The 24,622-nt window shown below is 72.4% G+C and carries 20 protein-coding genes and 2 pseudogenes; 13 read left to right on the top strand and 9 right to left on the bottom strand.

Annotation, left to right across the window (positions count from 1 at the left end; translation table 11 throughout):
• Nucleotides 1–294 precede the first annotated feature (294 nt).
• The 6 genes from ACN26Z_RS14060 (at nt 295) to ACN26Z_RS14035 (ending at nt 5,703) form a co-directional block, all read left to right on the top strand.
• The gene (locus tag ACN26Z_RS14060; protein WP_093402656.1) at nt 295–1,137 is read left to right on the top strand and encodes an AfsR/SARP family transcriptional regulator; all 843 of its coding nucleotides are present in this window, start codon (nt 295–297) and stop codon (nt 1,135–1,137) included.
• Nucleotides 1,138–1,228: 91 nt separating this feature from the next.
• Nucleotides 1,229–1,576 (top strand): TcmI family type II polyketide cyclase, encoded by a 348-nt coding sequence (locus tag ACN26Z_RS14055; protein ID WP_093402655.1) that lies wholly within the window; start codon nt 1,229–1,231, stop codon nt 1,574–1,576.
• 12 nt (nt 1,577–1,588) lie between these two features.
• Nucleotides 1,589–2,938, top strand: coding sequence for an FAD-dependent oxidoreductase (locus ACN26Z_RS14050; RefSeq protein ID WP_421461623.1), 1,350 nt, complete (start codon nt 1,589–1,591; stop codon nt 2,936–2,938).
• A 223-nt stretch (nt 2,939–3,161) separates the two neighbouring features.
• On the top strand, nt 3,162–4,028 hold the full coding sequence (locus ACN26Z_RS14045) for a helix-hairpin-helix domain-containing protein (protein ID WP_421461621.1): 867 nt from the start codon (nt 3,162–3,164) through the stop codon (nt 4,026–4,028).
• A 177-nt stretch (nt 4,029–4,205) separates the two neighbouring features.
• On the top strand, nt 4,206–5,411 hold the full coding sequence (locus ACN26Z_RS14040; protein ID WP_421461619.1) for a low temperature requirement protein A: 1,206 nt from the start codon (nt 4,206–4,208) through the stop codon (nt 5,409–5,411).
• An 85-nt stretch (nt 5,412–5,496) separates the two neighbouring features.
• Nucleotides 5,497–5,703 carry a hypothetical protein gene (locus ACN26Z_RS14035; protein ID WP_093402652.1) on the top strand — a complete coding sequence of 69 codons (207 nt, stop codon included), beginning with the start codon at nt 5,497–5,499 and terminating at the stop codon, nt 5,701–5,703.
• A gap of 84 nt (nt 5,704–5,787) precedes the next feature.
• Here ACN26Z_RS14035 and ACN26Z_RS14030 read toward each other — a convergent pair whose 3' ends face one another.
• The 5 genes from ACN26Z_RS14030 to ACN26Z_RS14010 all read right to left on the bottom strand — a co-directional run bounded on the left by ACN26Z_RS14030 (nt 5,788) and on the right by ACN26Z_RS14010 (nt 14,169).
• Nucleotides 5,788–7,359, bottom strand: coding sequence for a hypothetical protein (locus tag ACN26Z_RS14030; protein WP_421461617.1), 1,572 nt, complete (start codon nt 7,357–7,359; stop codon nt 5,788–5,790).
• 180 nt (nt 7,360–7,539) lie between these two features.
• Nucleotides 7,540–9,630, bottom strand: a complete 2,091-nt coding sequence (locus ACN26Z_RS14025; RefSeq protein ID WP_421461615.1) for an amino acid transporter — start codon at nt 9,628–9,630, stop codon at nt 7,540–7,542.
• A 55-nt stretch (nt 9,631–9,685) separates the two neighbouring features.
• Nucleotides 9,686–10,081: a hypothetical protein gene (locus ACN26Z_RS14020; protein ID WP_282238885.1), complete on the bottom strand. Its 396-nt coding sequence runs from the start codon at nt 10,079–10,081 to the stop codon at nt 9,686–9,688.
• Between the two features lie 319 nt (nt 10,082–10,400).
• Entirely contained in the window at nt 10,401–11,189 is a 789-nt protein-coding gene (locus ACN26Z_RS14015) for a DUF5995 family protein (protein ID WP_093402648.1), read from the bottom strand.
• 106 nt (nt 11,190–11,295) lie between these two features.
• Nucleotides 11,296–14,169 carry a helix-turn-helix transcriptional regulator gene (locus ACN26Z_RS14010; RefSeq protein ID WP_421461611.1) on the bottom strand — a complete coding sequence of 958 codons (2,874 nt, stop codon included), beginning with the start codon at nt 14,167–14,169 and terminating at the stop codon, nt 11,296–11,298.
• On the opposite strand from ACN26Z_RS14010, the pseudogene ACN26Z_RS14005 reads away from it, so the two are divergent.
• A pseudogene (locus ACN26Z_RS14005) lies at nt 14,168–15,535 on the top strand (AAA family ATPase); the annotation flags it as partial. The gene ACN26Z_RS14010 and the pseudogene ACN26Z_RS14005 overlap by 2 nt on opposite strands.
• Before the next feature lie 618 nt (nt 15,536–16,153).
• Here ACN26Z_RS14005 and ACN26Z_RS14000 read toward each other — a convergent pair.
• Both ACN26Z_RS14000 and paaI read right to left on the bottom strand, forming a co-directional pair.
• Nucleotides 16,154–16,720: a dienelactone hydrolase family protein gene (locus ACN26Z_RS14000; RefSeq protein WP_282240528.1), complete on the bottom strand. Its 567-nt coding sequence runs from the start codon at nt 16,718–16,720 to the stop codon at nt 16,154–16,156.
• A gap of 181 nt (nt 16,721–16,901) precedes the next feature.
• Nucleotides 16,902–17,273 (bottom strand): annotated as a pseudogene (gene paaI / locus ACN26Z_RS13995) (hydroxyphenylacetyl-CoA thioesterase PaaI); the annotation flags it as partial.
• A gap of 276 nt (nt 17,274–17,549) precedes the next feature.
• Here paaI and ACN26Z_RS13990 point away from each other — a divergent pair.
• Together ACN26Z_RS13990 and ACN26Z_RS13985 are read left to right on the top strand one after the other, a co-directional pair.
• Nucleotides 17,550–18,308, top strand: coding sequence for a class I SAM-dependent methyltransferase (locus ACN26Z_RS13990; protein ID WP_282238888.1), 759 nt, complete (start codon nt 17,550–17,552; stop codon nt 18,306–18,308).
• A 124-nt stretch (nt 18,309–18,432) separates the two neighbouring features.
• On the top strand, nt 18,433–19,140 hold the full coding sequence (locus tag ACN26Z_RS13985; protein WP_421461608.1) for an MBL fold metallo-hydrolase: 708 nt from the start codon (nt 18,433–18,435) through the stop codon (nt 19,138–19,140).
• A gap of 18 nt (nt 19,141–19,158) precedes the next feature.
• Here ACN26Z_RS13985 and ACN26Z_RS13980 read toward each other — a convergent pair whose 3' ends face one another.
• Complete coding sequence (locus ACN26Z_RS13980; RefSeq protein ID WP_093402817.1) at nt 19,159–19,494, bottom strand: hypothetical protein; 336 nt, start codon at nt 19,492–19,494, stop codon at nt 19,159–19,161.
• Between the two features lie 118 nt (nt 19,495–19,612).
• Nucleotides 19,613–20,878 (bottom strand): MFS transporter, encoded by a 1,266-nt coding sequence (locus tag ACN26Z_RS13975; RefSeq protein WP_282238890.1) that lies wholly within the window; start codon nt 20,876–20,878, stop codon nt 19,613–19,615.
• Nucleotides 20,879–21,024: 146 nt separating this feature from the next.
• On the opposite strand from ACN26Z_RS13975, the gene ACN26Z_RS13970 reads away from it, so the two are divergent.
• The 4 genes from ACN26Z_RS13970 to ACN26Z_RS13955 all read left to right on the top strand — a co-directional run bounded on the left by ACN26Z_RS13970 (nt 21,025) and on the right by ACN26Z_RS13955 (nt 24,611).
• On the top strand, nt 21,025–22,008 hold the full coding sequence (locus ACN26Z_RS13970; protein WP_093402816.1) for a LacI family DNA-binding transcriptional regulator: 984 nt from the start codon (nt 21,025–21,027) through the stop codon (nt 22,006–22,008).
• Nucleotides 22,009–22,058: 50 nt separating this feature from the next.
• A complete protein-coding gene (locus ACN26Z_RS13965; protein ID WP_421461606.1) occupies nt 22,059–23,216 on the top strand; it encodes an FAD-dependent monooxygenase in 1,158 nt (385 codons plus the stop codon).
• Nucleotides 23,217–23,385: 169 nt separating this feature from the next.
• Nucleotides 23,386–24,192 carry an LppM family (lipo)protein gene (locus ACN26Z_RS13960; RefSeq protein WP_421461604.1) on the top strand — a complete coding sequence of 269 codons (807 nt, stop codon included), beginning with the start codon at nt 23,386–23,388 and terminating at the stop codon, nt 24,190–24,192.
• Nucleotides 24,193–24,275: 83 nt separating this feature from the next.
• Nucleotides 24,276–24,611 (top strand): hypothetical protein, encoded by a 336-nt coding sequence (locus ACN26Z_RS13955; protein ID WP_093402640.1) that lies wholly within the window; start codon nt 24,276–24,278, stop codon nt 24,609–24,611.
• The last annotated feature ends 11 nt before the right edge of the window (nt 24,612–24,622 follow it).

Here is a 24,622-nt window from a genome sequence, read left to right as displayed (position 1 = left end):
GGAAAGAACGGAGCTGGTGACGCTGTGTTGACGCAAGCTGTGGTTCAGCTGAGCGGTCACGGTTGCCATGATCAGCGCGATTGGCCAGTTCAGAGGCGGTTTCACAGACGCTGACGAGTTGCATTGCCGACAACATCGTTGACTCAGAGTAATTGCGATTGATAATCTTCACGACGGTCGGACCCGGCACCGCACCCCACGTGCGACGGCCCGACGAGTCGACAGTGGCGTCCCGGCGGCCACGCCGGGCCCGGCCTGAACCCGCAACCGACGCGTTTCGCAGGGGGTGCCGCCGTGGCCGCCGTTTCGCCCACGCCCACCACCGGCCAGCCCCACGACGCCGACATCCGGCTGCATCTGCTCGGCGGCTTCCGCCTGACCCACGGCGACACCCCGGTGGTGGTGCCCCGCGGCCTGCAACGGATCATCGCGCTGATCGGGCTGCGCCCCGGGGCCACCCGTACCCACCTCGCCGGTCTGCTCTGGCCGGAGGCCACCGAGGAACGGGCGCTGTCGTCACTGCGGACCGCGCTGTGGCGACTGCGTCAGGATCCGTACTGCCCGCTGAGCACCGCCGCCGACACCGTCCGCCTCGACCCGCTGGTCCGGGTCGACGTCGACCTGCTCATCGACACCGCCGGTCGGGTCCGTGACGGCCATGCGCCGGGCGACGCCCCGAAGGCCCTCGCCGCCGGCCGGCACGACCTGCTGCCCGGTTGGTACGAGGACTGGGTGCTGGCCGACCGGGAACGGTTGCGCCAGCTCCGACTGCACATGCTGGAACAGGTCGCCGGCCAGCACCTGGCCGCCGGGCGGCACGGCGAGGCGTTGGAGGCGGCGCTGGAGGCGATGGCCGCCGAGCCGTTGCGCGAGACGCCACACCGGCTGGTCGTACGCATCCACCTCGCCGAGGGAAACGCCTTCGAGGCGGTGCACGCCTATTACGTCTACCGGGATCTGCTGCTGCGGGAACTGCGCCTGGAGCCGTCGCCGGCGATGAGCGCGCTGCTCGCGGAGACGCTCGACCCCATCCGGCGCGCCAGCCGGCCGGCCAGCGGACCCCGCCGGCACGTGGTCACCCGCAACGCCGCTCCAGGCCCGTTGACGATGCGTCACCGCACCGATCCCGGACATTGACGGACAGGTGACTGTGCGGGCGACAGGGTGGAGCCACAGCGGCCCGGCACCCGGTGTCCGGCCGGGCCGAACCACCGGTGAGAGGGGTCCGATGAGCCGTCTAGTGATCGTCAACAGAATCATCCCGGGCGCGGAGGGTCGCGTGGCGCAGATCTTCGCCGAGTCCGACGAGACCGAACTGCCCAGCCTGACCGGGGTCCGCCACCGGTCCCTGTACTGCCTGCACGATCTGTGCGTACATCTCATGGAGACCGACGACGTCGGCGCGGACGCCCTCGCGGCGGCCCGCAACCATCCGTTGTTCCAGCAGGTGAACGAGCGCCTGTCCGCGCACACCTCGCCGTACCTGCCCACCTGGCGCTCGCCGCGCGACGCGATCGCCAACTGTTTCTACCGCTGGGATGCCGCGGACGTTCCGGCACCGCGTGTGGCCGGCTGACCGGGCGAGAACATGACGACCCGAGCACCGCACGTCCTGGTCATCGGCGCCGGCACCGGCGGCCTCTGCCTGGCCCACGGGCTGCGCCGAGCCGGAATCGGCGTCGCGGTCTACGAACGACACCGGGCCAGGGGCGAAGGACTGCTCGGCTACCGGGTGGGCATCGGCCCCACCGGCAGTCGGGCCCTGCGTGACTGCCTACCGCCCGAGCTGTTCGAGATCTACCTGGCCACCTGTGCCCGCTCGCCCCGCTATTTCAACGTGCTCAGCGAGAAGATGCGCCACACCGCGTCCTTTCCGCTGCGACCGGACACCCACCCGGTCGACACGGAGCGGTCCGTGGCCCGGATGACGTTGCGCCAGGTGCTGCTGACCGGTCTGGAGGACGTGGTGCACTTCGACCGCACCTTCACCCGGTACGAGCAGCACGACGACGGCACGGTCACCGCCCACTTCGCTGACGGGGGCACCGCCACCGGTGACCTCCTCGTGGCGGCGGACGGCACGCACTCCGCGGTCCGCCGCCAGTACCTGCCGCACGCCGTCATCCGGGACGCCGGCACGGTCAACATCGCCACCCGGGTGCCACTCACGGCGCACACCCGGTCCCTGCTGCCAGAGAGCGTGCAGCGGGGCATCTCGCTGATCTTCGGCACCGGCGGGGTGATGGGCGTACTGCACGTGATGGAGTTCAAGTGGGACCGCGACGGCCGGCTGAAACCGGAGACCAGCTCGGCGGACGCGAAACTGCTCACCGACTGGCCGGGGCTGCGACACGATCCCACCCGCGACAACATCAACCTGGTGGTATGGAGCACGGCCCGCCGGTTCCCGTCCGACGTGATGCGTCGCCGGGGCACGGAGCTGATCGAGGTGGCCCTGGAGCTGACCGCCAACTGGCACCCTCACCTGCGGGAACTGCTCAGCCTGGCGGACCCGGAGAGCGCCCTGCCGATCCGGGTGTCCACCTCGGAGCCGGTGCCGCCCTGGAAGAGCAGCACCGTCACCCTGCTCGGTGACGCGATCCACACCATGACGCCGGGGCGCGGCGTGGGGGCCAACACCGCACTGCGCGACGCGAACCTGCTGCGGCGGCAGCTGATCCTCGCCGCCGCCGGTGAGAAGAACCTGGTGCAGGCGGTGGCCGACTACGAAGCGGCGATGGTTCCGTACGGCTTCGCCCGGGTCGCCGACTCGCTGGGGCGCAGCGGCACCAACGGTGACGATCGCATGTACCAGCCGGTGTTCGGGCGGCTCGCGCTGCTCGGTGCCCGGGGTTACTTCCGGGTCACCAGCCGGGTTCCCCGGTTGCGGCGCAAGTTCATCGACGACTTCTACACCTACCGAGGTGAGCAGGACTGATCCGCATCGCGACCCCGGCGCCCGAGTTGGTGTCGGGGTCGCGATGTGTCCACATCCGCACGGCAGCGCCACACCGTCCGTCCCGTACCGGACACCTGCCGTAGCCTCCGCCCGTCCGGTACGGACTGTTACCTGGCCTGCCTGTCGTCCCGGCCGCGCGTATGCGAAGCTGCGGCGAGTTTTTCTCGCGACGATCCGGACGTGAACCTCAGGGAGGGTTACCGTGGGCGAGTCCTTCGGGAGCTGGCTGATACTGCTCGTGGCGCTGCTGGCGGGGCTGGCGGTGGGCTGGGTACTGCTGCGTGGTCGGCGGTCGGAACCGCCCGCGCCGACGGCCGGCACGGCGAGCGACGCGACCACCGAGGCGAGCGAATCGGCCCCGGTCGCCGCCGGAACCGCGCAGTCCACCACCGCGACCGAACCAACGACCGAGCCGGCTTCCGGCGCTCCGGCGAGCACCGGAACCACTACTGCGACGCAGGCCGAGCCGACCGAGGCCGAGCCGGCCCCGACCGCCGCCGCGGAATCGGCCGGCAGCACCACCGAGGAGCCGCTGACCGGTACGCCCACCGGGGCGACGCGGGTCGGCGAACCGCTCGCTGGCGACGTCGACCCGTCGTCGATCCATGCGGGACCGACGGCGGACACCACGGCGGACACGAGCGCGGAACCGCGATCGACGGTCGCCACCCCGCCGGTCCGGCCCAAGGACACCACCGAACCCGCAACGGCAGCCAGCGCAGCCGACCCGGTCGCCACCGAGCCGGCCGTCGCCGTCGACCCGATCGCGACCGAGCCGGCGGTCGCCGCCCATCCGGTGGTGACCGAGCCGGCTGCGGCAGCCGAGCCGGTCTCCGCGGAACCGGTAGCCGCCCAGGCCGACGACTTCCGGCGCATCCAGGGGGTCGGCCCGAAGATGGCGGCGGCACTGCACGGCGCGGGTATCCGGACCTACCGGCAGTTGGCCGAACTGGACGAGGCAGCGCTGCGGGAGACCGTCAAGAGCGCCGGGCTCCGCGCCACCGCCAGCCTGGCCACCTGGCCTCAGCAGGCGAAGGTGCTGGCCGCCCAGGCCGACAGCGAGTCCTGACGACCCGGGCCGCCGGTCGCGGAGACGCCCCCCGCGGGCTCCGCGACCGGCGGCTCCGGTGTACGCCGTTCCGGTGACCGGCCTCGACCAGGACACGCTCCGACCGGAAACGCCGTTACGGTCGGTACGCCGGCCGAGCCGGCAAGCCGCACTGTCGCCGGCTGCCGGGAGTCATCCGTGCCGTTCGCCCAGCAACAGCCCGAGAACCCACGGCGACCTCTCACCCGCAGTGCCACCACGACCCGCCGGGTCACCCTCCTGGAACTGTTCTTCGACCTGGTCTACGTCGTCGCGTTGGCGCTCATCTCACGCGGGCTGGCCGAGGAGATCAACTGGCACCAGGCCGGCCAGGCGCTGATCCTGCTGGCCGCGGTGTGGTGGACCTGGACGATCACCAGCCTGGTCACCGACCTGTACGACCCGGAACGCACCGAGATCAAGGCCCTGGTGCTCGCGGTGATGTTCGGGGTGCTGCTGATGGCCAGTGCGATCCCCAAGGCGTTCGGCGATCGGGGGCTCACCTTCGCCGGTGCGTACGTCGCCATCCACCTCGGGCGCGGGTTGTTCATCATCCCGGCGGTGCGCAACGACCGGCAGATCCAACGACGGGCGGCCCGGGTCTTCTGCTGGTTCACGCTGTCGGCGGTGCCCTGGATCGGCGGCGCGTTCGTCTCCGAGGACGCCCGAATGGCGCTGTGGCTGCTCGCCCTCGGCCTCGACTACCTCGGGCTGCGGCTGTCCTACCCGGTGCCCGGGCTGGGCAGCGTCCCCGCTTCCCTGTTCAGATTGACCGCCGAACATCTCGCCGAGCGGTATCAGCAGTTCTACACCATCGCGCTGGGCGACGCGATCCTCGTTATCGGCATGGCGTACACCACCAATCACTCGGAGCTTGAGGACGCCGTGGCGCTGCTGCTGGCCTTCGCCACCACGCTGGTGCTCTGGCGGATCTACGTGCACAAGGCCGGGGAACTGCTGCCCGTCGCCATCAAGGTCGCGAAGAAGCCGATCCGTTTCCTGGGCACCTCCCCCTACACCCACCTGGTGATGGTCGCCGGGGTGGTCATCACGGCGGCCGGCTTCGAGGTGGTGCTGCACACACCCACCCTGCCCGCGCGTACCCCGCCGGAGTGGGCGGCGATCATGCTCGGCGGCCCGGCGCTGTTCCTGGTCGGCCGGGCCCTCTTCGAACGTGAGGTGTTCAACCGGGTGTCATGGTCCCGGCCCGGCGGCGTGGTGGCGCTGACGGCGGTGGCACCCGCGACACTGTTTCTTCCATCTCTGACCGCTGGGCTGGCCGCGCTGTTGGTGCTCACCGGAGTGGCGCTGGCCGACCTTCGACACACTCGCACCCGCCCGCCTGAGGCACCCATGCCGCCGTAGCTCACGGCGGCCTCCGTTAGCCGCTCGGCGCGTCTGGGTACAAGGCCCACACCTTGCAACCCACCCCGAACCTGTGGAGGAAGCCATGCGTGGCACGTCGATATTCGGAGTCCTCGTGGTGATCTGGCTCGTCATCGGCGCCATCGCCGCCGGTCAGCGCGGCTACTACAGTGACGAGGAAGCCAACTGCGCCGAGGTCGGCACGATCCTGGTGACCATCGCCGCCGGGCCGTTGAACTACGTCGGCGCCAACCCGAAGGTCGACTGCGAACTGCCTCAGCCCTCTCAGTGAGCCCGGGGAACACGAACAGGGCCCGTGCCGGCTTCGGACACGGGCCTTGTTCGTCGGCGGGATGCGGCTGCCGACCGTGCCGGCTCAGCGGAAGCAGTGCGCCACCGGCACCTTGCTACCCGCACAGTTGGTCGGGTTGTTCTCGATGACGACGCTGTCGTCATCGATCTTGACCTGGGCCCGTTCGGCCTGGATCCCGCCCGCCTTGACGGTGGACTGGTTGCCGATCACGTGGCTGCGGTAGAGCGAGGTCGAGCCCGCCGTCACGAACAGCCCCGCCCCCTGCGACCGCTTGCCGACCGCGGCGTTGCCCTTGACGTCGCTGCCCCGCACGAGCAGGTTCGACCTCTCGGCGTGGATGCCGCCGCCGTTGCCGCGCGTGGTGTTGTCGCTGATCACGCTGTCGTCCACGGGCAGCAGGCCCTGGAAGGTGGAGATGCCGCCGCCCTTGACGGTGGCGACGTTGTCGCGGACCGTCAGCTGCCGCAGCACCAGCACCGCGTCGGAGTTGGCCAGGCCGCCACCGATCTCGGCGCTGTTCTGCGCCACCAGCGTGTCCAAGACCTTGGTACGGGCGGAGAAGCTGGCCACACCGCCACCCTGACCGGCGTTGTTCTGCACGAAGGTGGAGGAGTACACGTCGCCCGCGGCCCGGAAGTTGGCCAGGCCACCGCCGTAGCTGACCGCGCTGTTGTGCCGGAACTCGGTGCCGTGCATGGTCATGACGCCGCCGTTGAGCAGGCCCCCGCCCTTGCCCTGGGTGCCGGCGGCCCGGTTGCCGATCAGTTTGCTGTCGCTGATCCGGAGGTTGCCGTCGTTGAAGATGGCGCCGCCACCGCCCTCCGCCGACAGCGAGGTGCTGCCGACGACGGTGACCCCTTCGACGACCGCCGTGGCGCCGTGCACGATGTGGATGCTGCCGCCTTCCGCCGCCGAGCGGCCGTTGCGCAGGGTGACGTCCCGGAGGGTCAGTTCGCCACCGTCGCGGACGGTGAAGAAGCGGAAGTCGGGGGTGTTGACCCCCCGGGCGATGGTCGCGCCGGAGCCTTCGATGGTGATCCCGTGGTAGATCACCGGCAGGCCGGCCTTGTCGTCGGCGGGGTTGCGCGGTGGCGCCTCGGCGTCGCCGGGGTTCTCAGCGGCATCGGCGGCCTCCCGCGCGTCGCGGATGCCGCCGTCGTACTCGTCGGGCTGCTGGAACGCGTGGGTCAACGTGTAGGTGCACTTCTCCGCCAGCCGCAGCGTGGCGCCGCCCTCGGCGTTCGCCCGGACCAGCGCCGCGATGAGCCGGGCGGAGTCGCAGGGCACCGGCACCACCGTGTCGTCGGGTGCGCGCCCGTGGTGACCGCGCGACCGGCCGGTCGCGCTCCCCTGGCCGTCCGGGGTCGCGCCGGAGTCGTGCCGCCACTCCGGCCGTTGCCGGTCCTGCCCCCGGCGGTGCGGTGTCTCGTCGACTCCGGGCACGTCATCCTGAAACATAGCGGCGGGCTGGCCCGGGTTCGGTGCCGCCGGGTCACGGTCGGCGGCCGAGGCGGTGACGGCGGTCAGGCCCGCCGCCCCGACCACCAGGCTGCCCGCCACCAGGCCACCGGCCAGCAACCACCGGGACCGCCGACCGGGTCGGGTGGACCCGCGGCTCCCTTGGTACGTGGACATCAGCGCTCCTGCCTCTCGTGCATGCGGAAACACGGCCGCACCGAATCGGGCGCGGGGTGGCTGACTTCGCCTCAGCCACCAGAGGCCACCGTACGGCGACACATGACACAAATCAGGCATAAGTGAACGGGTAAGCCATTCGGCTTCACATCTACCCGGAGCCGGCATCGACCGCGCCGCTCAACCCCCGACGTGGATGCCGGGGCGGCGGGCGGGATCCGGCTCGGACTTGCGCAGAATCTCCCGTACCACAGGTGGCGTGTCCCCCCGCCCGAGAATGAGATAGCGCAACAGGTGGGCGATCGGGTTCCCCTCCGACCACTCGAAGTGGGCGTGCGGGCGTACGCCGGTGGCGTCCCGCAGCGCCAGCAGGATCGCCGCGATGGCGTTCGGCGCCGCCGGGCTGCTGGCCCGCAGCACCCGGTAGCCCCCCACCTCGACGCCGCACACCCGGAGCACGTGACGGAACCCCGAGGGGTCCACCACGTCGATCTCCAGGAACAGCACGTCGGTCGCTCCCGGAACCGGGTTCAGGCCCCGCTGCGCGCGCTCCTTGATGGTGTACTCCTTGATCGCCCCGCTGCGCCGTTTGTGGGCGATCACGTGCAGCCGCCCGTCATGGGCCACCGAGTCGGCGATGAACCGCCGCGCCGCATCGTCGAACTCGACCCGCTCCGCCCTCAGTTCGGTGGTGCGGGTCACCCGGGACACCAGCGACACGGCGATGATGCCGAGGATGAACAGTCCGGAGATGGCGATTCCGTCCGGCTTCTCGATCACGTTCTCGACCAGCGCGTACAGCAGCACCAGGGTGAGCACCGTGAAGCCGGCGGCGACGCCGCGTTGCCGACGACCGGCGGCGGCGATGGCCACCGCGACGGCCGCCGACACCATCATCGCCAGGATCCCGGTGGCGTACGCCCCCGCCTGCGCGTCGACGTCGGCGCGGAACACGATGGTCAGCACGATGCAGACCAGCGTGTAGACGATCACCACCGGGCGCACCGCGCGCGCCCACTCCGGGGCCATGCCGTAGGAGGGCAGGTAGCGCGGCACGATGTTGATCAGCCCGGCCATCGCCGAGGCACCGGCGAACCAGAGGATCAGCACGCTGCTCACGTCGTAGGCCGTACCGAACGCCTCACCCACCTGCTCGTGGGCCAGATAGGCAAGCGCCCGCCCGTTGGCGGCCCCGCCCGGCGCGAACGCCTCGGGCGGGATGAGCACCGCGGTGACGAAGGTGGTCGAGAGCAGGTAGACAGACATGATCAACGCGGCGGCGGTGAGCAGCCGCCGGGTGTTGCGGATCCGGGCGGCCAAGCGGGCCGGTGCGTCGGGCCCCTTTCCCGCCACCAGCGGCATCATGCTGACCCCGGTCTCGAACCCGGACAGGCCCAGCACCAGCAACGGGAACGCCAGCGCCGCGGTCAGCGCCACCTGGCCCGGACCGCCGCCCGTGGTGAGCGCCGCCGTCCAGTCCGTCAGCGGACGGGGATCATCGGCCAGCTCGACGAGCGACACCCCCACGATCACCGCGTTCAGCCCGAGGAAGGCGGCCACCAGCGGGACGGCCACCGCCACGGCTTCCCGAAAACCGAGCAGGAACACCCCGCCGAGGATCAGCAGCAGACCCACGGTCACCCCGACGGCGACGCCGGTGCCGCCGAACCACTCCGGCAGGTACGGGTTCTGCAGCACGTGCACGGTGGCGTCGGCCGAGGAGAGCGTGATCGTGACGATCCACGAGGTGGCGACGAAACCGAGCAGCACCAGCACGAAAATCTTGCCGCGCCAGAACGGCAGCAGTCGTTCCAGCATCGCCACCGACCCCTGGCCGTGCGGGCTGTCCCCGGCCACCCGGCGGTACATCGGCAGCATTCCGAACAGCGTCAGTGCCACGATCAGCAGGGTCGCCACCGGTGACAACGCACCGGCGGCCAGGGCGGCGATGCCGGGCAGGTAGGACAGGGTGGAAAAGTAGTCCACGCCGGTCAGGCACATCACCCGCCACCAGGCGTGCGACCGGGTCTGTCCCTCGGCGGTCTCCGGTCCGACCGGCTGCACCCGGTGGACGAACAACCACCGACGCAGCCGACTCTCCGGTGTCACCGGGCCGGTCGGGACGGCCACCCGCTCGGGCACGGTGACCCTCCGCCCCGCCCGCTCCCCCTTGCGCGTCGGGTCCCGCGCGGCACGCAACTCCGGTTCTGGTGCGCCGGTCGCCGGGCGGCGGCGTTCCCGGCCCCGTCGCGCTCTCGTCCGGTCCCCCATGTCCCCGCCTCACCGTTGTCGAACAGACCGTAGGTGGTGGTTCGTCCGCTACCGGTCAGCCGCCGTCCGGTGCGGTGAGCGCCCGAGCCAGGTCTGCGGGGTCGGTCACGGTGACGGTCATCCCGGGATGTCGGGGCCACCGGCCGGGCAGCAGGGCGGGCACCGGTCGCACGAACCGGACACAGAGCCCGGCGGCGGTGGTGGTGCCGAAGGTGACGCCGGTGTCGGCGCCGGACAGGTGCGGACCGATCACCCGCCACCAGCGGTACGGGCCGCCGCTCTCCACACCCGCGATGTTCTCCCGACCGGTACGTAGCTGCCAGGGGCCGAACCGGACCAGCAGTTGGGCGGAGTCGACCCGCACCCAGGCGGTGCCGGGCCGGACGCCGATCAGCGCCAGCAGCCGGCGGAACCGCGGGTCGAAGCGGAACTGGAAGACCTGAACGGTCATCCCCGGGCTCCGCGGGCGGCGCGGTCTCCCGGCCGCGCTGGGCGGGGTGGGGCGGCAGGGCGCGGTCGCGGCCGGGCGGCCGGACGGTGCCGGGACACAGTGGTCATGGTCGCGGCGTACCCGGAAGGGGCCGGCCGACACCCCCCGGGCCGGCCGGCCCCTGTTTCCCCCGTGGTCCCCCCGTGGTCCCCCTGTTCCCCCGTGCCCCCGGCTCCCCCGTGCTCCCCCCGGTGGCCGCCTCCGGGCGTTGCCGCCCGGTCTCGGGTCGGATGCCCCCGCGCCCCTCGGGTGGACGGAGCGCGGGGACCCCCCGTCCCGGTTACTGCAGGAACGCCCCGAGGGGCGACAGCAGCAACCGACCGAGCGCGGCGGCCGTGTCGTCGAGCCGCCTGCGCTCGCGCTCGTGCTGGTGCGGGTCGTGCCGGCACCGCCAGATCCGCTGCGCGTTGCGCCAGGCGACGTCGCGCGTGTAATGGATCAGCTCGCCCTGATACCAGTCGTCGATCTCGCCGTTGAGCATGTCGATGAGCAGTTGCCACTGTTCGAGATAGCCCCGGCGCAGGCCGGGGATCTTGTCGGCGAAGATCTTGTTGATCTCCAGATAGTCACGGTGCTGGTCGCTGCCGTCGACCGGCTCGGACTCCAGGTGGTCGAAGGTGGTGACAAGTGCGAACGGCAGATCGAAGTTGATGTGCGCGTTGACGCCGGCCGCCGCCGAGGGCAACGGTCGGGCGTCCGGCCCGCGCATCCGCTCGAACAGGCACGCCCAGGCCCGGGGCGTGCTCGGGCTGGCGTCGCTCCACATCCGTAACGCGTCGAAGTAGCGAGCCGCGAACTCGACGTCCAGCCGGGACAGGAAGACCGGGTCGACGAACCGGTCGGCGTACAGCCCGTCCAGCACGCTGGAAGTGATGGTGAGGTACAGCTTGTTGAAGTCCGCCAACGGGCAGCTGTCCAGCAGCGGAGGCAGCCGGACCAGCATGTCCTGCAGCTTGGTCAGATGGTCGACGACGGCGGGCACGTCGGTCGGATGATCGGCCAGCAGGTCGACGATGTCCCGGTGCACCGGCCCCCACGCCGGCTCACCACACCCACCGCGCTCGCTCATGTCCCCTCCAGGCTGCTCGCCGGCGTCGTCGTGCCCGTTGCGACGCCGGGCCCCAGCCTTTCAGGCGTCCGCTGCGCGGACATCAGTAGAACGACGTATCCGACACCTACGCCCGACTACGCAGGAAGATGGCGCTCGCCTGAACCCGGGTACGTACCTGGAGCTTGTCGAAGATGTGTGACACGTGGACGCCGATGGTCCGCTCGCTGATGAACAGCCGCTGGCCGATCTCCTTGTTGGTCAGCCCTTCGGCCACCGCGGCCAGCACCTCATGCTCCCGAGCGGTCAGGGCGGCCAACTCCTCACCGATCGACCCGCCGGACGTCCCGGACTCGACCGCGCCGCGCTCCTCCAGCGCGACCCGGGCCCGCCCGGCCAGCGTACGGATCTCGTCGGTCAACGGCACCGCGCCCAGCGCCTGCGCCATCTGGTACGCCTGGCGCAGCAGCTTCCCGGCCGTGGCGGCCTTGCGGCGGCCGGCCAGCAACGCCTCGGCCTGACGTAGGCGGGAGTACGCCGCCGGGTACGGGTGGTTGCGGTGGTCCCACTCGGCCGCCGCCCGCGCCCACAGCTCCGGATCGGCCCCGTCGAGCCGGCTCACCTCAGCGGCGCACAACGCCAGGTAACCGTCGATCACATAGCGCACCGGCCGGGCCGCCCGCTCACTGCGTGCCGCCACCCGGTCGGCGATGCCACGAAGTCGGCGCACCGCGTTGTCGTCCACGGCGACGGTGCGGCTGGCGTGTGCCTCCGCCTCGGCGCGCAGCCCGTGCCAGACCAGCACCGCGAGGATGACCAGGTCGTCGGAGCGGGTCTCGGTCAGACCTCGCTGCACCGCGTGCCGGGCCACATCGTGCCGCCCCTGCCACATGGCCAGCCCAGCCCGCAGGGTGAGCAGCGGGATGACGTGCCGGGCGCCCCCGCCGGCCAGGATGGTCGCCACCGCGTCCAGGTCCCGGTCGGCCGCCTCGACGTCGCCGTAGCCGACCGACAGCCGGCAGCGGGCCAGCAGCAGCTCGACGGCGTCAGCGCCGGAGGGACGGTGCCGCAGGGCCGAGGCGACCACCTTCTCCGCTTCGGCCCACTGTCCCACCCGGAACAGTCCATTGGTGGCGATGGCCAGCAACCGGGTCTCGTAGGACCGGCCCAGTCCCAGCTCGGCGACCCGCTCGGCACCCCGGCGGGCGACCACCACGCCCTCCTCGAGGATGTTCAGCGGCCCGGTCAGCAGCTCGGCCAGGTGCAGATAGGCCAACGCGACGTCCTCTGGACGACCGGCCCGCTCGGCGGTGGCCAGTGCCCGCCGCAGCACCGCCAGGCCCGCGTCCGGATCCTGGCGGTACGCCTCGGAGAAGCCCAGCGCGGCGCTGGCCAGCACCACCTCGGTGGTCGCCCCGTCCACCTGCTCGGCCAGGGCGAGCGCCTCCCGCGCCCGCTCGCCCGCCTCGGCGTACCGGCCGAGTTGCAGCAGCAGCTCCGCCAGTCGGGCGGCGGCGGTGGCCCGCTGCCCCGGTGTGCAGTCGGCGACGGCGAGCGCCTGCTCGTACTCCGCCTCGGCCAACGCGGAACGGCCGGCGGCGGCCAGGTAACGGGCCCGTCGGATGTGCAGCTCGCAGGCCGGAAGGTCGGTGTCGGCACCGGCCAGTTCCTCCAGCAGGGCCAGCGCGCGGGCGTACTCACCACAGTGGTGGGCCGCCTCGGCCGCCCGCCCGAGCAGCGTGGCCCGGTCGACGCCGGGCAGTCCCTCGGCCGACTGCACCGCCACCGACCAGTGTCGATGCGCCTCGGCGTAGCCGTACAGCCGCTCCGCCTCCTCGGCGGCGGCCACCGCCGCCGGCAGCGCCCGCTCCGGCTCACCGGCCAGCCGCCAGTGATGGGCCAGCCGGGCCTGGTGCAACTCGGCCGGGGCCGAGGTCAGTGCCTCGGCGTAGCTGCGGTGCAGCAGCGCCCGCTCGGCGGGGAGCAGCTCATCCTCCAACACCTCGGCGACGAGCCGGTGGCGGAGCCGGTAGCCGTCGGCCGAGCCGACCAGCAGCCGGTGGGACACCGCTGCCCGGACCGCATCGAGCAGCTCGTGCTCCGGCAGCCCGACCACCCGGGCGAGCAGCCAGTGCTCCACCGGTTCGACTCCGGCGGCGACGGCGTGCACGGCCCGGTGGGCCGGTCGGGGCAGCGCGTCCACCCGGGCCAGGAAGACCTCGCGGAGGGTGTCGGAGAGCCCGTCGCGACCGTCGCGCAGTTCCCGGGAGAGTTCCTCGACGACGAAAGGGTTGCCGCCGCTGCGCTGCCACAGTTGCTCGGCCGCCTCCGGCGCCAGTGGCCGGCGCATCACGGCGGTGGCCAGTTCCTCGGTGCCGGCCCGATCGAGCGGGGCCAGATCGAGTACCCGTACCGACCGCAGTCGGCGCAGCTCGGTGAGCACCCGACGCAGCGGATGCGCCCCCTGCAACGACTCCGACCGCACCGCCGCCAGCACCGACAGTTGCAGGTCGCCGAGGCCGGCGAGCAGGTAGAGCAGGAGTTGGCGGGTCGTCCGGTCGACCCACTGGAGGTCGTCGAGCACCAGCACCAGCGGGCGGCCACCGGCGATCACATTCAGCCCGCGGGACACCCGCTCCAACAACGCGCCCGCGCCGTCCGGGCCGGCCCGGTCCTCGGCGAACACCCCGAGCAGCGCGCGGACGGACGCTGCGGCCGGCGGGGCGAGGTCGGCGTCGAGGCGGCGCAGCGCCTGGCGCAGCGGATGCAGCGGCGAGGCGTCGCCGATGTCCAGACAGGACCCGGTGAGCACCAGGGCGCCACCGTGGCTCAACTGGCCGCCGACTTCGTGCAGCAGGCGCGTCTTGCCCACGCCACTCTCACCGGTCAGGAACACCGCCGCCGTGTTTCCCGGCGTGACGTCGTCGAGCAGCGCGGATCGTACCGTCGCCATCAGGTCGTCCCGACCCACGAGCGGTGTGGTGTCCACGTCGCTGGCCATGGCTCGCAGCCTAGTCACAGGTTCCGTCCCCGTTCTACAGGTGCCTCGCGTCAGTCCTCCGCATCGCGTCGACATTGCGACCAAAGGTTGCGTTCGGCCGACATACGTCGTTCTGCCGATCCGCCGTCAGACCAGCGGTGACAGGCTCCGGGCATCGTCGGCGCGTACGGGGGGAGAGGCAGGTGCGATCTCCATGCCCAGTTCTGTTTTCGCTGGTCAGCTAGCCGTCGAGCGGGTTCCTTGGCCCGTGACGGAGGAGCGGCGGACCATCACGGTCCTCTTCGTGGACATCGTCGGTTCGACCCGGTTGGTCGACCGGCTCGACCCGGAGGACGTCCGCGCCCTGCAACGGGCCTACTTCGGCACCGTCGCCCGGGTGCTGCGGCGGTGGAACGGCGCGGTGGAGAAGTACGTCGGCGACGCCGTGATGGCTCTGTTCGGCGCGCGCCGTGCCGACGGGTGGGACGCGTACCGGGCGGTGCGGGCCGGGCTGGAGATCCAGCGGGCGCTGGACGGCCGACCGTTGGCCTCGGCTCCGGGCCTGCGGCTCCGGGTCGGCGTCGCCACCGGTGAGGCTGTGGTCGACTTGGCCGTCGACCACGACGGCGGGCACGGCGTGGCCAGCGGCGCGGTCATCACCCTCGCCGCCCGGTTGCAGGAGCACGCCCCACCCGGCGGGGTGGCGCTCTGCCCGGCCACGCATCGGGCCGTCGTCGGGCTGATCGCACAGCGCCCGGTCCCGGCGGTGACCGTTACCGGCAAGGCCCTGCCGGTAGACGTCTGGCACGCCATCGGCACCGAGCGTCCCCGACCGCCACGGCACGACATCCCGCTGTTCGGGCGGCGACGGGAGTTGGCCGTCGCCCGGGAGCAGCTCGCCGAGGCGGTACGCGGGCGCGGTGACCGCCGGGTGTTGCTGCTCGGTCCGCCCGGCAGCGGGCGCAGCCGCCTCCTGCGCGAACTGGTGCGGAGCACCCGCACGCTGGGCGGCGTCCCGGTGCGTTGGTGCTCGACGACCTGCCCGCCCTACCCGGAGGGACCGCTGGATCCCGTCGCGGACCTGGTCCGCGGTCTGGCCCAGGTGGGCACCGGCGACGACCCCGAGACGGTACGCCGCCGGCTCGCCGCCGCCCTGACGGATCTGGTGCCGGCCGAACTGCTGACGCCCGCCCTGAACACAGTGGAGGACCTGCTCGGGGTGACGGTCGCGCAGACCGGGATGGTGGCGTACTGGCGGGAGGTGCTGTTGAGCCTGGCGCGGCGGCAACCGGTCGTGGTCGCCGTCGACGATCTCGACCGTGCCGCACCAGCGCTGCGCCACCAGCTGGCCGTGCTCGTGGAGCTGGCCGACAAGCGTGACCTCCCGCTGGTGCTGGTGGCGACGGGCACTCAGGAGCTTAAGCTGGACGCTTCCGGTCCAGGGGTGGTCAGGGTGCTCCTGTCCCCGCTCGACACCATCACCACCGGCCGGCTGTTGCGCCGACTGCTGCGTCGGGCCGGCCGACCTGCCTGGATGGCGGCCCGGTTGATCCCCGTGACCGGTGGCAGTCCTGGGCGGGCGGTGGCCTACGTCCGTACGGTCACCGGGGGCGACAGCGGGAGCCTGCCCGTACCGGAGGGTGTCCGTCGGGTCGTGGAGGCCCGGCTGGATCGTCTCGACGCCGATGCGCGTGCGGTCCTGACGGCCGTCGCGCTCGCGCCGGGCCGCACCGGGGCGGAGCTGGCCGAGGTTCTCGACTGGCCGCGGACCCGGGCGGCGGCGGAGCTGGCCACCCTGACCCGCAACGGCCTGCTGGTGCACCGGCCGACCGGCGGTTACGACGTCGCCGATCCGGTCCTGCGGCAGGTCGCCGACGCCCGGCTGCCCCGGGCGGTGCGCGCCGTGCTCGCCCGGCGGATCGACCAGGTCACCTCGGCGGCCGCCACGATCGCGAGCCGGATGGTGGCGCGGACCTGCGGCGTCGCCCTCCGGTCGACGGCCTGGTCAGCGGTGCTGAAGGAAGGCCAGCACCCGATCCCAGGTCAGCCCGGCAGCGACCGGGTCGTGGTCAACCACGGTCGGGTCGGTGAAGAGATGCCCCGCCCCGGGATAGCGGTGCACCACGAGATCCGCTCCGGCCGCGACCATCTCCCGCTGCCACTGGTCGACCTCGTCGGGCGGGTCGTAGGCGTCCGGGTCAGCCAGGTGCAGGTGCACCCGGAGGCCGGGACGGACCGCCGCCGGGGATCCTCCGGTGCCGTGCAGCAGCAGCAGGCCGGCGGTGTCGGGTCGTTCGGCCAGCAGCGCGCCGGCCACCCCGGCACCCATCGAGAACCCGGCGAGCACGGTGTCGGGCGGCAGCCCGTCGAGCGCCGCGCGGGCCCGGTCCAGAACTGTCTGCTGGCCGATCCGCTCCAGCAGGGCGAAGCCCGCCGCCACGGAGTCGACGGCGGGCACGCCGTACAGGTCGGGCGCGTGCACCTGATGGCCGGCGGCGCGCAGCCGGTCGGCGGCCGCCAGCACCGCCGGCCGCAGCCCGTACACGGAGTGGAAGAGCACGACGTGTCCCATCGGGACATCGTGCCCGACGCCCGCGACCACCACGGAGCGGCGCGCACGGGATCCGTCCCGGGCGGAGCGTGGACCCGCGTCGGCTGGAGCAGCGGTGCCGGATCCGGGGTCAGCGTCCCTGGCCGGCCGCCGGTGCCCGGTCCCGCTCCCCCGGATCCGATCCGTCAGCGTCAGGGGGAGCTGCCGCGCGCAGGGTCCGGCTCTGGCCACGGAACTCCGCGACCACCTCCCCACCCTCCCGGCTCACGGTGACGTCGTAGATGCCGCTGCGGCCGTACCGGGTGCGCTCGCTGGCCCGAGCGACAAGCACGTCCCCCTGGTGGGCCGGGCGGACGAAGGTGATGTCGGCTCCGGCGGCGACGGTGGCCGGACCATGGCTGTTGCAGGCCAGGGCGAACGCGGTGTCGGCCAGTAGGAACACGTAACCGCCGTGCGCGATGCGGTGTCCGTTGACCATGCCGTCGGTGATCCGCATCCGGGCCACCGCGCTGCCGTCGGCGGCGCTGAGCAGCTCGATGCCGAGCCGGTTCGAGGCCACGTCGGCGTCGAACATCTTGTGCGCGGCGGTGCGCTGAGGGTCCACCTTGCTTCCAGTCCGTTCCGGCCGGGCAGCTCGCCCTCGCCACGGGACATCATGGCACCGCCGGCGGGCGGGCGTTCGGGGAGGCTGGCCACGGGCGGGCGCAGGTGCTCGCGGAGACACGATCGGGCCGGACCAGGTCATCCCGGTCCGGCCCGATCCGATCATCGCCATGCCATCCTCCCGTAGTTGCAAAAGATTGGCAACAAGCCTGGACAGGCGAGCCGTCTAGTAACTAGCGTGCTCGCCATGAGTCCTTACATCAGCAATGTCGCCGCCTGGCAGGAAAGTTGGGACCGCCAGCAGGAGGCGTACATGCCGGACCGCGAGCAGCGGTTCACCGTCATGCTCGACGCGGTCGACGCCATCCGCGAGGCCACCCCGCCCCGGCTGCTCGACCTGGCCGGCGGCACCGGCACCATCTCCCTGCGGGCCCTGCGACGTTTCCCCGACGCCGAGATCACCCTGGTCGACCTCGACCCGGCACTGCTCGCCCTCGCCACCGCCTCCCTCGGCGAGCGGGCCACAATCGTCACTGCCGATCTGGGCCGGCCGGACTGGACCACGGCGCTGCCGCACCGACGCTACGACGCCGTGCTCACCGCCACCGCGCTGCACTGGTTGCCCGCCGACCGGTTGCGCATCCTCTACACGGAGATCCGCGACCTGCTCCGGCCGGGCGGCCTGTTCGTCAACGCCGACCACATGCCCGACGGCGACCTACCCGAGTTGACCAAGCGGCTGCTCGCCCGGGGCGAGGAGCACCGGGCGGCCCGCTACGCCGCCGGCGCCGTGCTGTCGTGGTCGCAGTGGTGGCAGCAGGCCGAGCAGGACCCGACGCTGGCTCCGCTCGTGCAGCAACGCCACGCCATCTACCCGTCCGGACACAGCCCGGAATGGATGCCCCCGGCCTCCTGGCACCTCACCGCCCTCAAAGACGCTGGATTCACCGAGGTCGGCACCCTCTGGCGCGGCGCCGCCGACGCCGCCGTCGTCGCGCTCCACTGACCTCGCCTTTCGCAATCATGCAGTTGTGGTCGTTGCTTGCTCCGCATTCGCCCCACTCGTCCACTGCCACAACTGCATGATCGCCGGGGCCGGGTACCGCGGGGAGTGGGGTTAGGGTGCGGTGGTGGTGGCGTTCGAGCATCTTGCGGGGCGGGTCTGGCTGTGTGCGGGGGATCCTGACCCGGAGTTCGTGCAGGCGGGCGTCGCGGTGATCGCCGACGAGCGGGGCAGCGTACTTGTGGATGCGGGACAGAGCCCGTCGCACGCCCGTGAGATCCAGGTCGCGTTGCGCGCCGCCGGTCTACCGGCGCCACGGTGGCTGGTCTACACCCACCACCACTGGGACCACGTCTGGGGCGCCTGCGCCTGGCCGGACGTGGAGATCATCGGACATGTCAGCGGCGCGGAGTTGCTACGCGCGGAGGCGACCCGGCCGTGGAGCGTCCGATACCTCCGCGAGGAGGTGCTCCGCAACCGGCGGCTCGGGCCGAGCTACCGGGCTCGCGCGCTGGCCGTCGACTCCTGGGACGAGTTGCGGATGCTACCGCCCAGCCGGGTCTTCACCGACGAGGTGGAGTTGCCCACCGGCGTGCTGGCGCGCCACGTCGGCGGCCGGCACGCCCCGGACTCCACCGTCGTGGTGGTACCCGACTCGGGGGTCATGCTGCTCGGGGACAGCTGGTATCCACCGCCGGCGCACCTGCGGACACCGGCGGACGAACCGGACCTCGCGCTGGTCGGACGGCTGCTCGACGACGACATCGGCTGGTACGTCTCCAGTCACAGCCCGCCGTTGACCCTCGACGAGGCCCGGACGGCGATCACCGGCTGAGTCGGCAGCACGGTCGGCTCAGCGGGCGCGACGCTCCGGATGGGCCCGGTTCCAGGCGCGCATCCGATCCGGGTACCCGACCTTGGCGGCCTCGTAGAGCGGGATGGCGTGTTTGCGGGCCAGAGCGCCAGCGGCGCGCGGCGTGCCGGTGCGGCGGCGGATCCACTCGCCGTCGTGGGCGATGGCCATCACTGTGGTGTCGGTGGCGGTTGTCTCCGGCTCCAGGTAGAACTCCACCCCCTGCCGGCTGGTGGCGAAGCGCTCAAGCGCGGCGAGGTCCTCGGGGGTACCCTCGCGGTCGAGTTTCGTCGGGGTGCCCTGCGCGGCTCGTGACCGCCGGCTGAACCAGCCCATGCCCGGCTCCTCTCCTCGGCGTGACTCCCAGTGCAGCACCGTCACCTGGCAGATCCCTGTGAGCCGGGTGAGAATCCCCCGTCGGTAGCCAACCGACGGCGGCACGGCCACCGGCCTGCTACGCGTCGGGCTGCGCCGAGCCCGCCCGCGCCGGCGCCCCCGTGCCGCCGGCGACGGGCGGGCGAGCCGCCGGGACCAGCAGGAGGGTCGGCAGCAGGAGCAGCGGTACGACCAGCAACGCTCGCAACGTGCCGACCTGGTCACCGAGCAGGCCCAGCAACGGCGGCCCGGCCAGGAACGCCGTGTAACCGATCACCGCGACCACGCTTACCCGTACGTGCGCGTGCTCCTCCTCGTCGGCGGCGGCGCTCATTCCCACCGGGAAACCGAGCGAGGCACCGATCCCCCACAGCGCGACGCCGACCACCGCGACCGGACCGGACCCGGCGAGCACCGCCAGCCCCGCGCCGACGATGGCGAGCAGGATCGTGGTGGTCAGCACCGGCCCCCGTCCCCAGCGGTCCAGCGCCACCGTCCCGACGGTGCGGCCCAGCGTCATACCGACCACGAAGACACCGAAGACCGCCGCGCCGGCCGCCTCACTGAAGCCGTAGCCGTCGATGAAGGCGACCGCGAGCCAGTCGTTGGCGCTGCCCTCGGCGAACGCCGCCGCCAGCACCAGCAGGCCGATGAGCAGGGTGCGCGGCTCCCGCCAGGCGGCCAGCAGTCGACTGCGACGCCCGGCCGAGGTGCCGGCCGCCGCCGGCTCGGCCGGCAGGAACGCGCGCACCCCGAGCAGCGTGCCGCCGAACACCACCGCGGCCAGCACACCGAGGTGCACGGCGACCGGGACGCCCAGGCGGGCGGCCCCCGCGCCGATGCCCGCGCCGGCCACCGAGCCGAGGCTCCAGGCGGCGTGGAAGCGCGGCATCACCGTCCAACCGAGCCGCCGTTCGACCGCCGCGCCCTCGATGTTCATCGCGACGTCGCAACTGCCCGAGCCGTACCCGAGCGCGAACAGGCCCACCGCCACCCCGGGCAGCCATCCGGCCACACCGGCCGAGATTCCGGTGATGGTCAGCCCGAGCGCGACGAGCAGGGTGGACGCCGCCACCGCCCGGGCGGCACCGAGACGCTGGGTGACCAGGCCGGCGGTAGGCATGGCGAGGATCGCCCCGAGCGACAGGGCGAGCAGCAGCAGGCCGAGCCGACCTGGGCTGAGTCCGAGTCCGTCGCGGACCGCCGGCACCCGGGCGAACCAGGTGGCGACGGCCAGTCCGTTGAGCGCGAACACGACCGCCACACCGTTCCGGGCGGCCAGGACGGCCCGGGACGGGCCGGCGCCGGTCGGCGGGGTGGCAGGGGTGGTGACGACGGGGTCCATCCGGTCCTCTCCTCGGGCAGTACGACGATCACACACCTGGGAGCGCTACCACCACAATCCACCTCCGGTCCTTACCAGCGGCCGTCGGGCACGGCATGATGCTGATGGGCGCCCAGGCGGGCGGGAGCAACAACGGGGAGAAGTTCATGACGACGGCAGCGCGCCGCCCGGCCACCCTCGACGACGTGGCCCGGGCCGCCGGGGTGTCCCGTTCCACGGCGTCCCGGGTCCTCGCCGGCAACGGTTTCGCGTCACCTACCGCCCGCGAGCGGGTACGCACCGCCGTGAACCTGCTCGGCTACGTGCCGAATCCGGCGGCCCGGGCCCTGGTGCACGGTTCCGGCGTACGGCTGCTGATCGCGGTGGCGGGCACCGGCCCGGCTGTCCTCGACGACCCCTACGTCGACCAGGCGGTCGCCGCGGTGGCCCGGGCCTGCACGCCGCACGGTCTGGGTGTGGCGGTGCAGTGGGTGCCGTTGGGAGCGCCGGAGCGGCTGACCCAGTTGACCGAGGACCGGGGCGTGGCCGGCCTGGTCCTGCTCAACACGACCCCGGCGCTGCTGGACCTGGTGCCGCGCCGGCTGCGCGGCCGGGCCGTGTCGATCGGGATCGGTTCGGCCACGGTGCCGTCGGTGGACATCGACAACGGCGGGGGCACCGCGGCAATCGTCCGTCACCTGTACGACGCCGGACGGCGACGGATCGCCATGGTCACCGGTCCCCGCTGGCTGGCCTGCGCCAACCGCTCTGTGGGGGCGTACCGCAGGCTGCTGCACGACGCCGGCCTGCCGGCCCGGGAGGTGGTCGGCGACTTCAGTGCGGCCCGAGGTTACGCCGCCGCTCGGGAGGTGCTGCGACGCTGGCCGGACACCGACGCGATCGTCGGGATCAGCGACGCGACGGCGCTCGGGGTGATCGGACGGCTCCGGGCCGACGGCATCCGGGTGCCCGAGGACGTCGCGGTGACCGGATTCGACGACATTCCGCTGGCCGCGACGGTGGCGCTGACCACGGCCAGTCACCCGGTACGGCAGATCATCACCGCGGCCGCGACCATGGTGCTGGAGCATCGCGAGGCGCCGGAGACGACCGTCTTCCCCTCGGCGTTGGTCGTCCGCGGCAGCGCCTGAAGGGTCAGCCGGTCTCCTTCCGGCTTCTACAGGCGTAGAAGGGAGTCGCCGTGGCGGAGCGGCATGCGGTCGTGGCCGGGGCGGGCATCGGCGGGCTGGCCGCCGCCCTCGCCCTGCACCGACGGGGCTGGCGGGTCACCGTGCTGGAGCAGGCCCCCGAGCCGCGTGAGGTCGGCGCGGGAATCACGCTGATGGCGAACGCGGTACGCGGGCTGGACGCCCTCGGCCTCGGCACCGAGGTACGCCGGCTGGGGCGCGACGGCGCCACCGGCGGGCTGCGCACCTGGGACGGGCGCTGGCTGTCCCGGGTGGACGCGGCCGAACTGGAGCGCGTGCTCGGCACCACCGCGCTCGGCGTACACCGGGGCGCGCTGCACCGGGCGCTGCGCGAGGCGCTGCCGGCCGACGCGCTGTGGACCGGCTGCGCGGTGCGGGACGCCGATCCGACCAGCGGCATCGTGCGCTACCAGCGCGACGGTGAGCCGGCCGAGATCTCCGCCGACCTGGTGGTCGGCGCCGACGGGCTGCGCAGCGCGTTGCGTACCCGGCTCTGGCCGGACAGTCCGCCGCCGGCGTACTCCGGCTCGACCGCCTGGCGGGCGGCGATCGCCTTCGACGAGCCGGTCCCCGCGGCGGTCAGCTGGGGACCGGGCAGCGAGTTCGGCACCGTCCCGCTCGGCGACGGGCAGGTCTACTGGTACGCCGCGATCACCGCCCCGCCCGGCCGGCAGGCCGTCGACGAGCTGGCCGAGGTACGCGAACGCTTCGGCCGCTGGCACGACCCGGTACCGGCGCTGCTCGCCGCCACCCGACCCGACGACGTGCTGCGCAACGACCTGTACCACCTGGGCATGCCGCTCCCCCGCTACGTGCGCGGCCGGGTGGCCCTGCTCGGTGACGCCGCGCACGCCATGACCCCGCATCTGGGGCAGGGCGCCTGCCAGGCGATCGAGGACGCCGTCACGCTTGGCGCGCTCGCCGGTCCGGAGGTCGACGTTCCGGTGGCGCTGCGCGCGTACGACCGGCTGCGCCGACCCCGCAGCCAGGCCATCGCCCGCGCGGCCGCCCGCACCGCCCGGTTCGGACAGGAACTGCGACACCCGGCGGCCATCGCGGTACGCAACGCGATGCTGCGTCTCACACCGAGCCGGACGGCGCTGCGGGGCATGGCGAAGCACGCCGACTGGCATCCGCCGAGGCCGGACTGACGCCAGACCCGACGCAATCCGATCAAGAAATTGCGGTCAACCTTTCAGAATATCGATTTTCCCGGTTCGCGACCTCGGCCGAATGTGACGGGGTGCCGGTAAGATCGGCGACTGGCATGTGACTGATCGCTGACTGATGACTCGGACGGCGAGAGCACACACTGAGCCCATGAATACGAGGCTCGGGCGCTTCAGCACACTCCGCGGCGCGGCGTGCCTCGTACTGGTGGCAGCCCTTTCCGGCTGTATGCAACTCAATGCCGGGCTGACCGTCAACCCGGACGACACGGTCAGCGGCCAACTCCTGCTCACGGCCGAGCGCAACGTCCTGACCTTGAACAACAGGCCGGTCGAGGCGGGCTTCGCCGAGTTGCGGCAGAACATCCCGGCGCTACCCACCGGGCCGGAGACCCGATACGAGGACGCCACCCACTTCGGATCTCTGATCAACTATCGGAACGTGCCGCTTGCCGAATTCGACAGCGAAAGTCTGAGCATCGTCCGTACCGACGACCGGTATGTGTTCACCCTTCCGCTGGACCCGAAGAAGTACGGCGGAAAAGTGGCCGAGCAGGACCCCAAGAATCAAGAGCGATTCATGTTGTTGATGTCGTTCGAGATCGCGGTGACCTTTCCCGGCCGCGTCCTGGACGCCAGCACCGGCGGTCAGGTCAACGACCGGACGGTCACCTGGCGGGTCAATCGCAACGAGCCGAAGCCCGTCGAGCTGCGCGCCGTCGCCGAGGCGCCGCCGCGCCCGTCTCCGGCGGCCGACCCGGACTCCGGCGGCGGGTTTCCCTGGCTGCTGATCGTCGCCGGCACCGTGGTACTGCTGCTCGTCGCGGTGCTTGTCGCGTTCCTGCTCCGCCGCTCCCGCACCGGCGGGACACCGCCCGAGAACGCCACACCCCAGGTCGGCGGAGCCACCCCGGTGACGGCGGCCGCCACGAATCCCGGCCCGCCGGACGCCGGCTGACAGCCGGCCTGCCGCCGCCCGCCGAGGACGGCAGCGAACCCACACCCCACCCCGCAGTACGCAACACCGAAGGGGGATCGGCGATGAACGATCTCTTCACCTGGGCGGCCCTGGGCAGCCTCACCGGAGCCAGTGCCGCGACGCTGCTCACCACAAACGTCATCGGCGGACTCATCGGCCCGAGCGCCGACAAGGCCCGCAAGTGGATCGCGCTGGGCATCGCCCTCGCGCTGTCGTACCTCACCGCGGCCTTCGCCACCGAGGCCGGCGCCGAGAAGTGGATCATTGCGTTCTTCAACGGGCTGGTCATCTTCTCCGCCGCGCTGGGCGTCAACCAGTTGCCCCCGGGCAACCGGCAGGCGACGCCGACCCAGCTGGCCCAGGGCAATGAGCCCCGGTTCATCCGCTCGTGGGCCTGAGCGGAGCCGGC

This window comes from Verrucosispora sp. WMMD703 (genome assembly GCF_049178935.1).
Taxonomy (GTDB): domain Bacteria; phylum Actinomycetota; class Actinomycetes; order Mycobacteriales; family Micromonosporaceae; genus Micromonospora; species Micromonospora sediminimaris.
Note: the sequence above shows the minus strand (reverse complement) of the source record. Positions and strands in the feature narration are given on the sequence as shown.

Bases quoted from the DNA above. Each gene is read 5' to 3' on its own strand.
- ACN26Z_RS13990 (WP_282238888.1), top strand. From the start codon at position 17,550: ATGAGTCCTTACATCAGCAATGTCGCCGCCTGGCAGGAAAGTTGGGAC.
- ACN26Z_RS14020 (WP_282238885.1), bottom strand. From the start codon at position 10,081: ATGACCGTTCAGGTCTTCCAGTTCCGCTTCGACCCGCGGTTCCGCCGG.
- ACN26Z_RS14035 (WP_093402652.1), top strand. From the start codon at position 5,497: ATGCGTGGCACGTCGATATTCGGAGTCCTCGTGGTGATCTGGCTCGTC.
- ACN26Z_RS13975 (WP_282238890.1), bottom strand. From the start codon at position 20,878: ATGGACCCCGTCGTCACCACCCCTGCCACCCCGCCGACCGGCGCCGGC.
- ACN26Z_RS13980 (WP_093402817.1), bottom strand. From the start codon at position 19,494: ATGGGCTGGTTCAGCCGGCGGTCACGAGCCGCGCAGGGCACCCCGACG.
- ACN26Z_RS14010 (WP_421461611.1), bottom strand. From the start codon at position 14,169: ATGGCCAGCGACGTGGACACCACACCGCTCGTGGGTCGGGACGACCTG.
- ACN26Z_RS13970 (WP_093402816.1), top strand. From the start codon at position 21,025: ATGACGACGGCAGCGCGCCGCCCGGCCACCCTCGACGACGTGGCCCGG.
- ACN26Z_RS14000 (WP_282240528.1), bottom strand. From the start codon at position 16,720: ATGGGACACGTCGTGCTCTTCCACTCCGTGTACGGGCTGCGGCCGGCG.
- ACN26Z_RS13960 (WP_421461604.1), top strand. From the start codon at position 23,386: ATGAATACGAGGCTCGGGCGCTTCAGCACACTCCGCGGCGCGGCGTGC.
- ACN26Z_RS14025 (WP_421461615.1), bottom strand. From the start codon at position 9,630: ATGGGGGACCGGACGAGAGCGCGACGGGGCCGGGAACGCCGCCGCCCG.
- ACN26Z_RS14050 (WP_421461623.1), top strand. From the start codon at position 1,589: ATGACGACCCGAGCACCGCACGTCCTGGTCATCGGCGCCGGCACCGGC.
- ACN26Z_RS14055 (WP_093402655.1), top strand. From the start codon at position 1,229: ATGAGCCGTCTAGTGATCGTCAACAGAATCATCCCGGGCGCGGAGGGT.
- ACN26Z_RS13955 (WP_093402640.1), top strand. From the start codon at position 24,276: ATGAACGATCTCTTCACCTGGGCGGCCCTGGGCAGCCTCACCGGAGCC.
- ACN26Z_RS14030 (WP_421461617.1), bottom strand. From the start codon at position 7,359: ATGTCCACGTACCAAGGGAGCCGCGGGTCCACCCGACCCGGTCGGCGG.
- ACN26Z_RS14015 (WP_093402648.1), bottom strand. From the start codon at position 11,189: ATGAGCGAGCGCGGTGGGTGTGGTGAGCCGGCGTGGGGGCCGGTGCAC.